This window comes from Sphingomonas sp. PR090111-T3T-6A, assembly GCF_000383095.1.
In the GTDB taxonomy this organism is placed as follows: Bacteria; Pseudomonadota; Alphaproteobacteria; order Sphingomonadales; family Sphingomonadaceae; genus Solisphingomonas.
On record NZ_AORL01000010.1, the window covers coordinates 283,248 to 296,102 of the forward strand.

The window sequence follows — 12,855 nt, forward strand, 5'->3', positions numbered from 1 at the left end:
GTTCCATGAAAATCATTTCCACCGCTGCACTGGCGATGGGCGCGCTGGCGGCGAGCCCGGCGCTGGCCGCCGATCCGGCGACCGCGACCGCCACGGCTTCGGTCGGCGCCTTCGACGCCGTCTCCACCACCACGCTCGGCGCCAAGGCCGATCCGATGTTCCGCTCGCTGTTCGATAGCTGGAAGCGCATGGACGCGGTGCCCCATGGCGGTCTGGTTTCTGTCCCCTCCCAGAAGCCGGTCAAGGAATTCCGCTACACCTCGTCCTTCGGCGTCCGCTCCGATCCGTTCCGCGGCACCGCGGCGATGCATCCGGGCCTCGACATGGCGGCGCCGATCGGCACCCCGGTCTATGCGACCGCCGACGGCATCGTCAGCCGCGCAGAGCGCGCCGGTGGTTATGGCAACCTCGTCCAGATCGAGCATGGCAAGGGCCTCGAGACCCGCTACGGCCACCTCTCGCAGATTCTCGTGCACGAGAACCAGCGCGTGCATCGCGGCGACCTGATCGCGTTGATGGGCTCGACCGGCCGCTCGACCGGCAGCCACCTCCATTACGAAGTCCGCATCGACGGCCGCGCCGTCAACCCGATGCCCTTCCTCCAGACCGCCGATTACCTGACCGCCCTCCAGAACCGCACCGCGCCGACCCACAAGGGCGAGCCGCAGATGGCGATGGGCGGCCCCGAGGACCCCGACTCCGATTGATCGACCCGTTGATCCGGCGCTCCCGGGCTCCTATCTCGCTTCCATGACCGAACAGACCGCCATCGACCTGACCCCTGCCGCCGCCGCGCGCGTGGCGGCGATCGCCGCGAAGCAGGGCAAGCCCGCGATGCTGCGCCTCTCGGTGGACGGCGGCGGCTGCGCCGGCTTCCAATATGTCTTCGGCCTCGCCGACGTGGTGGCGGAGGATGATGTCACGGCGGTGCGCGACGGCGTGACGCTGGTGGTGGATTCGGTCAGCCTCGATCTCGTGCGCGGTTCGCACGTCGATTATGTCGAATCGCTCGGCGGTGCGGCTTTCCGCGTCGAGAATCCGCAGGCGGCCTCCGGCTGCGGTTGCGGATCGAGCTTCTCGATCTGACCCTTCCGGCGGGCGCATGACCGGGCTAGGAATGCCCGGATGCGTATCGCCACATTCAACGTCAACGGTATCAACGCCCGCCTGCCGCGCCTGCTCGAATGGCTCGACGAGGCGAAGCCCGACGTCGCCTGTCTTCAGGAGCTGAAGGCCGAGGGCGACAAATTCCCGCAATCCGCCATCGAGGATGCCGGCTATGGCGTCGTCTGGCATGGCCAGAAGGGCTTCAACGGTGTTGCCGTGCTGGCGCGGGGCCAGTTGCCGGTCGAGCGGCGGCGAGGCCTTCCGGGCGATCCCGAGGATGTCCAGAGCCGCTATATCGAGGCCGAGGTGGATGGCGTGGTCGTCGCATCGATCTACCTGCCCAACGGCAACCCGCAGCCGGGCCCCAAGTTTGACTACAAGCTCGACTGGATGCGCCGCCTCCAGATTCACGCGCACGAATTGCTGGCCGAGGAGCGGCCGGTGGTGCTGGCGGGCGACTACAACGTCATACCGACCGATCTCGACACCTTCTCGGTCAGCGCGATGGCGAGCGATGCGCTGATGCAGCCGGAAAGCCGGGCGGCGTTCCGTACGCTGATCCATCAGGGCTGGACCGACGCGATCCGCGCCCGCCATCCCGAGCCTGCACGGATGTATAGCTTCTGGGACTATCAGGCCGGTGCGTGGGCACGCGACGCGGGCTTCCGCATCGATCATCTGCTGCTCTCCCCGCAGGCGGCGGACCGGCTGGTGGACGCCAATATCGACAAGCATGTGCGCGGCCGTGAGAAGGCGTCCGACCACGCGCCGGCCTGGGTAGAGTTGCGCTGAGCGAGGGCGCGCGCGCCGTGCGGATCGTGGCGCTGCTGCTAGCGGTGGCCGTCACGCTGTTCGCCTGCATCCGCGCGGCGATGCCGCCGCCCGTCGTGCCGGCTTCGGCGCCGCCCACCGTCTTCTCGGCCGGGCGGGCGATGGCGGATGTTCACGCGATCGCAATGCGCCCGCATCCCACCGGCAGCGCGGACAATGCGCGGGTGCGGGAGCATCTCGTCGCCCGCCTGCGCGCGCTGGGGCTCGCCCCGGAGGAGCGGCGCTATCTGATCGATCCTCGGGGCGCGAAGACGCTTCGCCGCTGGACCGGCGCGGAGGTGATCTCCAACGACGTGGTGAATGTGCTGGCGGTGCTGCCGGGGCGTGATCGCACGCTGCCCGCCGTCGCGCTGATGGCGCATTACGACACGGTCTGGGGCTCGCCCGGCAGCGGCGACGACAGCATCGGCGTGGCCTCGGCGCTGGAGATCCTCCGCGCGATCAAGGCGAGGGGCGTGCCGGCGCGCGACGTGGTGGTGCTGTTCACCGACGGCGAGGAGATCGGCCTCTCCGGCGCGCGTGCCTTCTGGCCGCATGACGGCGCGGCGGGGCATGTCGGCGTGGTGGTGAATCTGGAGGCGCGGGGCGCAGGCGGACGCGCCACCATGTTCGAGACGGGGGCCGGCAACGGCGCGATGATGGCGCTGTTCGCGAAGAGCGTCGCCCATCCGGTCGCCAATTCGCTGTCGGTCATGGCCTATCGCCGGATGCCCAACGACACGGATTTCACGCCCGTGCGCGAGAAGGGGTTGCCGGGCTTCAACTTCGCCATCATGGGGCGGCCGCAATATTATCACTCGCCGCGCGCGACGATCGATCGGCTGGACCCTCGATCCATGCAGGACATGGGCGATCAGGCGCTGGGAATCGTCTCCGCGCTCGCCTTCGCGGCCGCGCTGCCGGCGCGGAGCACGGATGCCGTCTTCTTCGACACCGGCGGCGCCGGGATGATCCATTATGGCGTCGCGACCGGCTGGTGGCTGCTGATCGGCGCGGCGGTGGCGCTGATCGGAGCCGGGCTGGGCGCCCGACGAGCGGGCCTGCTGAGCCTGCGTTCCGTTTGTGAGGGGCTGGCGCTGCCGGTCTGGCTCGCGAGCCATGCGACGCTTGCCCTGAACGCGCTGAACCTGCTTTCCGGTAGCACCCGGCATCCCAATTATTACGACCGTCTGGCGGCCCTGCCGATGCTGGAGGCGCAGGCGGTGCTGGCCGGTATGGCGCTGCTGGGCGGCCTGTTCCTGCTGCGTCGGTCGAGCTATCGGGCCGTGGGCCTTGTACCCATCCTCGCGCTGGCGCTGCTCGATCTGGTGCTGGGCGGGCGGCTCGGGCTGGTGCCGCCCTGCGTATTGGCCGGAATGATCGCGGCATGGTCCGCGCCCCGTGCGGGCTCGGGGCTATGGGGCAGCTGGCTGGCGCTGATCGGTGTGCTGCTGCTGGGAGCGCTGGGCGCGCAGGTGGGGGCGTCGCTGGCGGCGTGGCTGCTGGCCGTTCCGGCGCTGGTGCTGGCGCTCGTCGCGCTGATCGTCGCGTGGATGGACGCGTCGTTTGCGCGTGGCGCGGGTTGGGCGGTGGTCGCCGGAGGCGCGGCGGTAGTGAGCGCACCGCTCCTGCCGCTGGCCCATCTCGCCTTCCTCGGCATCGGCGCGGGGCTGCCGGAGATGGTGGCCCTCTTCCTGCTCGTGCTGGCGGCGGCCTTCTGGCCACTGGCGCGGTATGAGCGGGCGCCGCGCTGGGCGTTGGTGGCGCTTGCTGTGCTGCTGGTGATGGCCGGCGCGATCGCGGTGCATGTCCGCACCGATCCGATCGCGCCGACGGTTCCCGCCTACAGCCTCGACAAATGAGGTCCGCTCAGAGCGCCTTGTCGTAGATGCGATAGACGCGGTTGATCTTGCTCTCGATGGCTTCGGCGATCGAGACCATCCCCTGATTGTCCTCCAGGATCCAGCCGATCTCGCCGCGCGAGGCGCCGAACTTGGCGACCGAATCGCGGCGGATATATTCGATCATCATGAAGGCGAGCTGGGATGCGAGGCGCGTGGCCTGAAGCTTCTTCTTCACGCCCATCAGTGGCACGCGCACGGTGCGCACCGTCGGACGGCCCGAGAAGCCGCCGTTGAGGCGCCACAGCAGCTTGATGAAGCCGAACGGGAAGAGGTCGCCGTTCAGGTCCGCCTGCATCTCGTTGAGGTCCGGCAGCGTCATCATGAAGGCGACGGGCTCTCCCTCCACCTCGGCAATGCGGATCAGCTCGTTGAAGACGATCGGCTTCAGCTTCTTGCCCGCATAGGCGATCTCGTCGTCGGTGAGCGGCACGAAGCCCCAGTTGTCCGACCAGGCATCGTTGAGGATCGCGAGCACCAGCGCCGCTTCCTCGGCGAACTTGCTCTTGTCCACCTCGCGGATGGTGATGCGCTGGTTGCGCTCGCCGGAGGCCACGATGCGCTGGATCAGCGGCGGGAACTGCTTGGTGATGTCGAGATCATAGGTGTGGAGATCCTTGATCCCCTTGTAGCCGGCCGCCTCGATCCACTGTTCATAGACCGCCTTGTTGTGGCCCATCATCACGGTGGGGGAGTGGTCATGGCCCTTCACCAGCAGGCCGGGCTCGTCCCAGATGGAGATGGAGATCGGGCCGACCGCGCGGTTCATGCCCTCCTTGCGGAGCCATTGTTCGGCATGGGCGATGAGCGCGGCGCCGACCTCGGCGTCCTCGGCCTCGAACATGCCCCAGTTGCCGGTGGCCTTTCCGCCGCCCTGCTCCTCGGGCATGTCGGCCCAGAGATGGTCGATCTGGGCGGAGATGCGGCCGACGTCGCGGCCGTCGCGGGTGGCGATGAAGAAGCTGCCGTGGCCGTGGCCGAACCAGGGGTTCTTGCCCGGCGTGATGAGGCCCATCACCTCGTCCTTGAGCGGCGGAATCCAGGCGGGATCGGCGGCATTGAGGCGGAACTGGACGTCGACGTAGCGCTTTTTCTCGGCCTTCGTCTTCGCCTCGATGATCGTGATCGCGCCCGCCATTTCCTGTCCCTTAGCTCCCTACTCAAGGGCGAGCCTTAGGCCATGGCGGGCGCGTGTCTAGGCGTTTGTTGCTTAGCCGGCCTTGTTGCGGCGGCGGAACTCGGCCGTGGAGGTGATGCCGCCCGAAAGATCGCGCACCTTGGGGTATTTCTCGGCGATCTCGTCGGTGTAGCCGAGGTTGAAGACGGTCGGGCTCTTCTTGCGGGCGGACGCGCCGGCATAATAGGTGCCGGCCAGATGGTCCCACCAATAGTTGGTGATGCCGTAATTGCCGTTCTCGTCGTGGAAGTGGTGCTCCATGTGGCGCTGCTTGATCATCAACAGCCACTTGTTCTTCGGCTTGTACGCGAGGTGCTGGATACAGTGGAAGAACTCGTTCACGCAGGTCTGGATCAGGCCCGTGGCGAACGCCGCCGCCGCACCGCCGAAGCCGCCGATCGCATAGCCGACCGGGATGGTCGAGATTGCGACGGTGGGCACGACGTTGATCGGCGAGCCGAACAGCACCTCGAGATGGTTCGGATCCTGGTGATGATCGTAATGGATGCGCTTCCAGGTGCCCGCGAGCCACGACACCTTCCACATCCACTGCGAATGCAGCACCCAGCGGTGGAGGAAATACCAGACCACGGGGAAGAGCAGCACCGACACCGCGATCGCCAGCAGCGAGCGGCCGATCGAGGCGGGCTGATAGAACCAGGCGCCGATGGAGACGGCGGCAAGGCCCAGATAGATGATGATCGCCGGATACTGGAGGTAGGCGACCACCAGGTCCTTGAATGTCATCCGGTCGAGATAGTGCGACTGGGACCAGAAGCCTTTGCGGCGGATGGTGGTGGTGCTCACTTACTCAACGTCCTTGTGCCGTGCGCTTGCCTCGACTCCCCAGCGAGGGCCTATGCTCGGGCAATGCGGCGCGATTGGGGCAGGCTTGTGACGGGAGCGGCCGCGGCGAGGCGGCCGTTGCGCGTCATTCCTCGGTGCGGATCAGCACCGTCTCGCCGATGAGGAAGAACAGGAAGAAGGGCGCCCACGCCGCGAGGAAGGGCGGATAGGCGCCGAGATTGCCCATGGCGACGGCGAAATTGTCCGCCACGAAATAGGCGAAGCCGAGCGCCATGCCGATCACCGCGCGGACGAACAGCGCGCCCGATCGCGCGAGGCCGAACGCCGCCACGCCCGCCAGCAGCGGCATCAGCAGCGAAGAGAGCGGACCGGAGAGCTTGTGCCACCAGCCGGTGCGCAGCGGCCCCGTCGGACGGCCCGCCTCGCTCAGATCGTCGATGGCGGAGCCGAGGTCCGACAGCGAGCGCTCGTCGGCGGAGATGTCGGCCAGCGTGAACTGGTCCGGCGTGACGTGCACGCCGAAGGTGTAGCGCGCCATGTGCAGCTCGTTGCCGGAAACGACGTCGAACATGGTCACGTTGGTGGCGACCCACCCGGCCGTCGTGCCGTTCGGCCCGGGCCGGGCGACGGCCGAGGGGGCCTTGAAGATGCGGCGCAACTCGCCGCCGTCGCGATCATAGACGGTGATGTCGCTCAGGTGCACGCCGGAGCCATGGCCGGTCACCTGGTCGGCGTGGACGATGTCGTCCCCGTCGCGGACCCAGACATTGGTGGGGATGCCGCGGCCTTTAGGGGCGGGCCCGTAATTCACGTCCTGCCACGCATTCAGCGTCGCGGTGGCGCGGGTGACGATGCGCTCGTTGAAGGTGAAGGACAGCACCGCGATGCCCATCGAGGCGAGCACCAGCGGGGCGAGGATCTGGTGAGCGGAAACGCCGCCCGCCTTCATCGCGATGACTTCCGAGTTCTGGTTGAGCGTCACCAGCGTGATGAGCGTCCCTAGCAGCACCGAGAAGGGCAGGAAGCGCGCGATGATCTGCGGCAGGCGCAGCGCCACATAATGCCACAATTGCGCGTCGCCATTGCCCTGATAGGCGAGGATGTCCCCCGATTCGCCGAGCAGGTCGAGCGTCTGGAGCACGATCACCAGCGCCGCCAGCACGGCGGCGGAGCGGATCAGGAAGGCCTTGGCCATGTACCAGGAGAGCGTCCTGGACGGGAAGAACTGGAACTCGGGCGTCATCAGGCGGTCACCTGGTTGCGGCGTCGGCCGAAATTGGTCCAGCGCTTGACGAACTTGGCGGTGCGGGCGGCGACGCGTTCCAGCGCGCCGATCGGCTGGCCGCCCGGCTTGTGCGCCAGCGTGTGGTACATCCACCAGATCAGCGCCGAGAAGAGCAGGAAGGGCACCCACAGCGCGAGGATCGGGTTGATCTTGCCCAGTGCGGCCACGGCGGCGGCGTACTGGTTGATCTTGTGATAGGTGACGATCATCACGATCGACAGGAACACGCCGAGCGCCGAGGACGAGCGCTTGGGCGGCACCGCCAGCGCCACCGACAGCATCGGCAGCAGGAACATGATCGCCACTTCCACCATGCGGAAGTGGAACTCGGCGCGGCTCTGCGCGCGCTCCTGGGGCGTCACCTTGCCGCTATGGCCGGAGCGGACCAGCTCGGGCACGGTCAGCTCCTCGTTGATCCCGCCGCGATGGCGGAAGCTGTCCACCTTGGGCAGCTCGACCGGCAGATCGTGGCTGGTGAAGGAGAGCACGCGCGGCGTCTTGAAATTGGGCGCGTTGTTGACGAGCACGCCGTTGTGCAGGCGGAAGATGATCGTGTCGGGATCGTCGGTCGCGAGGAAGGTGCCGTGCTCGGCGGTCACCGCGAAGGTCTTGCCGTCGGGGCTCTCGGCATGGACGAAGATGCCGGACAGGTCGCGCCCGCCATTCTGGCTGCGCTCGATGCGGAGTGTCTCCTTCTTGCCGAGCTTGGTGAACTCGCCGACCTTGATCGAGGCGCCGAGCGCGCCGGAGCGCAGCTCGTAGCGCAGGCCCTCATAGGCATAATGCGAATAAGGCTGGACGAAGCCGACGATCAGCAGGTTCACGAAGGCGAGGCCGAACGCATAGAGATAGGGCACCTTGAGCAGCCGCCCGTAGCTCACCCCCAGCGCGCGCAGCACGTCCAGCTCGGACGAGAGCGCCAGCTTGCGGAAGGCGAGCAGCGTGCCGAGCATCAGCCCGATCGGGATGCCCAGCGACATATATTCGGGGATGGTATTGGCCAGCATCTCCCACACGACGCTCACCGGCCCGCCTTCGCGCACGACGAAATCGAACAGCCGCAGCATCTTGTCGAGCAACAGCAGCATGGCGGCGAGCAGCAGTGTCGCGACGAGCGGCACCGCGATGAGCCGGGCCACATAGCGATCGTTCAGCGTCAGAAATCTCAAGGTTTGGACGCCTCATGACCATTTTCCGGCCGCAATTGCGGCCGATCTAGCACCCGTGGAGAGAGGACAGGATCGTCGATCCCGTCCGCCCGATCCACGAGCCTATAGCTTCCGGGAGATGCGAGGTCATGTCCAAAGTTCGGGTCCGTGCCGTTGCCGTGATGCTGGCCGCCGCCATGGCGCTGCCGGTCGTGGCGCGCGCCGCTCCGGGCACGACGACCGCGCCCGCTGTCTGCCCCGCCGGCGAGCCGGCGATGCTGGTCCACATCACCGGCTTCAAGGTCCGCAGCGGCACCATCCGCGTGCAGTCCTATGGCGGCGATCCGGAGCATTATTTCGACAAGGGCAGCTATCTGAAGCGCGTCGAGGCGAAGGTGCCGGCTTCCGGCCCCCTCGATGTCTGCATGCCGGTTCCGGGGCCGGGCCGCTATGCGGTGTCGGTGCGCCATGACGTGGACGGCACGGGCAAGACCGGCAAGTCCGACGGTGGCGGCATGTCGGGCAATCCGCACGTCTCGCTGTTCGACCTGATGCTGAAGCGCAAGCCCTCGCCGGACGAGGTGGCGGTCGAGGTCGGTCATGGCGTGAAGACGGTCCCGATCACGCTCAACTATCTGGCGGGCGGCTCCTTCCGTCCGGTCGAGGCGGCAAGCTGATGGCCCGTGTTGCTCTTCTTTCCAACCCGCGGTCGACCGGCAACCGGTCGCTGTTGCCGCGGGTGCGTGCGTTCTGTGCCGAACATCGCGACGTGTTCCATTACGAGGTCGAAGAGGTCGAGCAGATCGGCGACGCGCTGCGCACCATCGCGCGCGTGCGGCCCAAGATCCTCGTCATCAACGGCGGCGACGGCACCGTCCAGGCGACGCTGACCGAGCTTTATCATGGCGATCATTTCGGCACGACGCCGCCGCCGGTCGCGGTGCTGCCCAACGGCAAGACCAACCTGATCGCGCTCGATCTGGGCGCGGTCGGCGATCCGCTGGCGGCGCTGGAGCGCATCATGGAGATCGCGCGCACCGATCTTGCGCCGCACATCGTCGCGCGCGAGCTGATCGCGCTGTCGAACGGCGAGGCCAATGCGCGGCCGGTGCTGGGCATGTTCCTCGGCGGCGCGGGGCTGGCCGATTCGATGCTCTATTGCCGCAACAAGATCTATCCGCTGGGCCTGCCCAACACGATCAGCCATGTGCTGACGGCGGTGGCGATCCTGTTCACGATGATCTTCGGCGTTCGCGCGCATTTCCTGCCGCCCAAGCCCAAGACGGTCTCCGTCTCGGTGCTGAAGCAGGGCGTGGTGACGGGCACCTTCGCGCTGCTGATCGTGACGACGCTGCACCGGCTGCTGCTCGGCTGGAAGCAGGCGCAGGGCGACAAGGCGGGCAAGCTCCAGCTCATGATGGTGGAGCAGCGGCCGGGCTCGCTGCTCGGTGCCACCTTCGCCAGCATCTTCGGGCGGCTCGGCCGCCAGCGGATGAACGGCGTCCATATCGAGCGCGGCGACGAGATCCGCATCGAGGGCGAGCGCTCCAGCGTCATCCTCGACGGCGAGCTGTTCGAGGCGCGCGAGGGCCGCGCCATCGTGCTCACCCCGACGCAGCCGGTGCCATTCCTCAGCCTCGCGGCGTAAACCCCATGGCCGATGCGCTGACGCGGCTGGTGGCGGCCGAACTGGCCGAGCCGATCGAGCCGCGCGCGGCCGCGCTCGCGGCGGCGGTGGCGGCGCGCTATCCGGGCTCGGCGCGGGCGGTGCTGTTCTACGGTTCGTGCCTGCGCGAGAGCCAGCTCGACGGGCTGATGCTCGATTTCTACCTGATCGTGTCGGATTATCGCGCGGCCTATGGCGGCGGCTGGCTGGCGCGTGCCAACCGGCTGGTGCCGCCCAATGTCTTCCCCTTCGAGGCGGACGGGCTCGCGGCCAAATATGCCGTGCTGAGCGAGGCGGATTTCGCGCGGCTCGCCGGGCCGGAGACGGACAACCCCTCGGTCTGGGCGCGCTTCGCCCAGCCGGCGCGGCTCGCCTGGGCGGCGGACGACGCGGCGCGCGATGCGGTGATCGCGGCGGTGGCGCGGGCCGCGCCGACGCTGATCGCCCGGACGCTGCCGACGCTCTCGGCGGAGCCCTCCGATCCGCTCGGCCTGTGGCGCGCCGCCTTCGCGCTTACCTACGCCGCCGAACTCCGTGCCGAGCGCAAGACGCGTTCCGGCAGTATCGTCGACGCCGACCCGGAGCGCTATCGCCGCTTCACCGGCCCGGTGCTGGAGGCGGCGAGGGCGCTTGTTCCCGCACGCCAGTCTCGTGATGCGGCACTCCAGGGCTGGCGGCGGACCCAGCGGCGCGGCAAGCGGCTGACCCTGCTGCGCCTCGCCAAGGCCAGCGCCACCTTCGCGGGCGGGATCGATTATCTGGCGTGGAAGATCAACCGCCACGCCGGCACTGCGATCGAGATCAAGCCGTGGCAGCGCCGCTGGCCGATCCTCGGCGCGATCACTCTGCTGCCGCGGCTCCTCTCGGGAGGGGCGGTGCGCTAGCCAGCGCATCGCCGACGGCGCGCTCCAGCGCGGAGACGGTGAACGGCTTGCGCAGCACGGCCTGCCCCGCGAGATCGCTTTCCCCCGCCTCGCCGGCATAGCCTGTCACGAACAGGATCGCGATGTGCGGATGGCGCTTGCGGACGGCGGCACCGAGTTCCGGGCCTGTCATCCCCGGCATCACCACGTCGGTGATCATCAGGCGGATGTCGCCTTCCCTGGCGAGCAGGTCGAGCGCTTCCTCGCCGCTGGAGCAGCCGATCGCGCGATAGCCCAGCTCCTCGATCGCACCGATGGTGGCGACGCGGACGCGCGGATCGTCCTCCACCACCAGCACGGGCTCGCCCTGCGGATCGGCGGGCTCGGGCGTGCGGACGGGCAGCCGCTCGGGCGGGCGGTGCGCGATGGTGGCGGGCACGACGACGGGCATCGCCTTGCCGCGGCCGCGCGGCAGGTAGAGCGAGACGGTGGTGCCTTCCCCCACCGCCGAGCGGATCGCCACCTCGCCGGCGGACTGGCGCACGAAGCCGAAGATCTGGCTGAGGCCGAGGCCCGTGCCCTTGCCCACCGGCTTGGTGGTGAAGAAGGGCTCGAACACACGCTCCTGCACCTCGGGCGTCATGCCGGAGCCGGTGTCGGTGACGGCGATGCGGACATAATCGCCCGCCGGCGCCTGGCCCACCTCGCGCGCCGCCAGGGTGCAGTTGGCGACCGCGATCTCCAGCCGGCCGGCGCCGTCCATCGCATCGCGTGCGTTGACGGCGAGGTTGAGGATCGCGTTCTCGAGCTGGAGCGGATCGACCCACACCGGCCAGACGTCCCGCTCGACGATCGTTTCCACCGTCACGCGCTCGCCCAGCGTGCGGTCGATCAATTCGGACATGCCTTCGATCAACTCGCTGGGATTGATCGCCTCGGGCAGCAGCGGCTCGGCGCGGGCGAAGCCGAGCAAGCGGCGGGTGAGCGCGGCGGCGCGGTTGGCGCCCTCCATGGCGTTGTCGATATGGCGGCCGACTTCCTCGGCCTCCGTCTCCAGCCGGCGCTTGGCGAGATCGAGCCCACCGACGACGACCGCCAGCATGTTGTTGAAGTCGTGCGCGATGCCGCCGGTGAGCTGGCCGACAGCCTCCATCTTCTGCATCTGGCGGAGCTGCGCCTCGGCCGCCGCGCGCTCGGTCATCTCGCGATGGAGACGATCATTGGCGTCGGAGAGGGCGCGGGTGCGCTCGGCGACGGCATGTTCCAGCCAGGCGGCGCGATCGTCGGCGGCCTCGGCTTCCTCGCGGGCGTGGCGCCGGGTGATGATCGCGTTCCACGCCAGCCATGCCAGGATGCCCGCCGCCACCACCAGCAGCACGCCGGTCAGCGAGAGCAGCTTGGCGAGATGGTTGGACTGGCTCGCCGCCGCATCCGACTGGTCGTAACGGCTCTGGAGGACGTCGCGCTCATGCTCGGTGATGGCGTCGAGCGAGCGCTTGATGTCCGAGATCAGCTTGGAATGGCCGGCATTGTTGAACAGCAGCAGCGCAGGCCAGCCCTGCTTGTAATAAGCACGTGTCGCCGTGAGGCCGAGTTCGCGGCCCCGCGCATCGTAGAGCGTGCGGAGCTGGCGGACGAGCCGTGCCTCGTCGGGATCATGGCTCGCCATGTCCTGAAGCTGGGTGATGAGCGTGCCGGCCTGGAGCCAGTCGTTGTAATAGCTCGTGCCCATGCCGCGGTCGCCGCTGGTGGCGAAGCGGCCGAGCGAGGCCTCGGCGCGGGCCATGGCGCTGTCGATCGAGCGCGTGACGAGCATGACGTCGTAGCTGTGGCGCTCGCGCTCCAGCGCGCGGTCGCGATCGGTGTTGGAAGCGGCGACCTGGATGATGAGGACGATGATGAGTGACGCGGCCAGCAGCGCGCCGACCAGCAGGCCGACGTTGAGTGGCGTGATCCAGCGGCGGTAAGCCACGGGATCGTCCGCCCCACTGCCGCTGAAGACCGTCTGGTCCACGCGTTCGCTCTCCCCTAGGCCCATGCCCCGATTTTAGGCCGGGAAACGCAATTGGGGAAGGCCCGAACCGCAGGGGC

General features: G+C 68.2%; 12 protein-coding genes. 7 read left to right on the forward strand and 5 right to left on the reverse strand.

Translation table 11 applies throughout. The annotated features are described in order from the left end of the window. The first annotated feature begins 5 nt into the window (after positions 1–5). From ST3T6A_RS0104190 to ST3T6A_RS19235, 4 genes are read left to right on the forward strand one after another with little or no spacing between them, the layout of a single operon-like run. Positions 6–707: a M23 family metallopeptidase gene (locus tag ST3T6A_RS0104190; RefSeq protein ID WP_235785722.1), complete on the forward strand. Its 702-nt coding sequence runs from the start codon at positions 6–8 to the stop codon at positions 705–707. 43 nt (positions 708–750) lie between these two features. Further along, on the forward strand, positions 751–1,086 hold the full coding sequence (gene erpA / locus ST3T6A_RS0104195; RefSeq protein WP_019831645.1) for an iron-sulfur cluster insertion protein ErpA: 336 nt from the start codon (positions 751–753) through the stop codon (positions 1,084–1,086). A gap of 39 nt (positions 1,087–1,125) precedes the next feature. Beyond that, positions 1,126–1,899, forward strand: a complete 774-nt coding sequence (gene xth / locus ST3T6A_RS0104200) for an exodeoxyribonuclease III (protein ID WP_019831646.1) — start codon at positions 1,126–1,128, stop codon at positions 1,897–1,899. Between the two features lie 26 nt (positions 1,900–1,925). Continuing rightward, on the forward strand, positions 1,926–3,779 hold the full coding sequence (locus tag ST3T6A_RS19235; RefSeq protein WP_157602403.1) for a M20/M25/M40 family metallo-hydrolase: 1,854 nt from the start codon (positions 1,926–1,928) through the stop codon (positions 3,777–3,779). Between the two features lie 7 nt (positions 3,780–3,786). Here the strand turns inward: ST3T6A_RS19235 and ST3T6A_RS0104210 are convergent, their stop codons facing one another. The 4 genes from ST3T6A_RS0104210 to lptF all read right to left on the reverse strand — a co-directional run bounded on the left by ST3T6A_RS0104210 (position 3,787) and on the right by lptF (position 8,256). Continuing rightward, entirely contained in the window at positions 3,787–4,956 is a 1,170-nt protein-coding gene (locus ST3T6A_RS0104210) for a hypothetical protein (RefSeq protein ID WP_019831648.1), read from the reverse strand. Between the two features lie 72 nt (positions 4,957–5,028). Then, positions 5,029–5,802, reverse strand: coding sequence for a sterol desaturase family protein (locus ST3T6A_RS0104215; RefSeq protein ID WP_037537599.1), 774 nt, complete (start codon positions 5,800–5,802; stop codon positions 5,029–5,031). A 124-nt stretch (positions 5,803–5,926) separates the two neighbouring features. Then, entirely contained in the window at positions 5,927–7,045 is a 1,119-nt protein-coding gene (gene lptG / locus ST3T6A_RS0104220) for an LPS export ABC transporter permease LptG (RefSeq protein ID WP_019831649.1), read from the reverse strand. Further along, entirely contained in the window at positions 7,045–8,256 is a 1,212-nt protein-coding gene (lptF, locus tag ST3T6A_RS0104225) for an LPS export ABC transporter permease LptF (RefSeq protein ID WP_019831650.1), read from the reverse strand. The genes lptG and lptF overlap by 1 nt, the downstream gene beginning before the upstream one ends. 128 nt (positions 8,257–8,384) lie before the next feature. On the opposite strand from lptF, the gene ST3T6A_RS0104230 reads away from it, so the two are divergent. The 3 genes from ST3T6A_RS0104230 to ST3T6A_RS0104240 are packed head-to-tail and all read left to right on the forward strand — an operon-like array spanning position 8,385 to position 10,785. Further along, positions 8,385–8,912 carry a DUF2141 domain-containing protein gene (locus tag ST3T6A_RS0104230; protein WP_019831651.1) on the forward strand — a complete coding sequence of 176 codons (528 nt, stop codon included), beginning with the start codon at positions 8,385–8,387 and terminating at the stop codon, positions 8,910–8,912. Continuing rightward, positions 8,912–9,883 carry a diacylglycerol/lipid kinase family protein gene (locus ST3T6A_RS0104235; protein ID WP_019831652.1) on the forward strand — a complete coding sequence of 324 codons (972 nt, stop codon included), beginning with the start codon at positions 8,912–8,914 and terminating at the stop codon, positions 9,881–9,883. Before ST3T6A_RS0104230 ends, ST3T6A_RS0104235 begins: the two co-directional genes overlap by 1 nt. A 5-nt stretch (positions 9,884–9,888) precedes the next feature. Continuing rightward, positions 9,889–10,785 carry a hypothetical protein gene (locus ST3T6A_RS0104240; RefSeq protein ID WP_019831653.1) on the forward strand — a complete coding sequence of 299 codons (897 nt, stop codon included), beginning with the start codon at positions 9,889–9,891 and terminating at the stop codon, positions 10,783–10,785. Here the strand turns inward: ST3T6A_RS0104240 and ST3T6A_RS0104245 are convergent. Beyond that, a complete protein-coding gene (locus ST3T6A_RS0104245; protein WP_019831654.1) occupies positions 10,742–12,778 on the reverse strand; it encodes an ATP-binding protein in 2,037 nt (678 codons plus the stop codon). The two genes, ST3T6A_RS0104240 and ST3T6A_RS0104245, sit on opposite strands and share 44 nt — an antisense overlap. Positions 12,779–12,855: the final 77 nt, after the last annotated feature.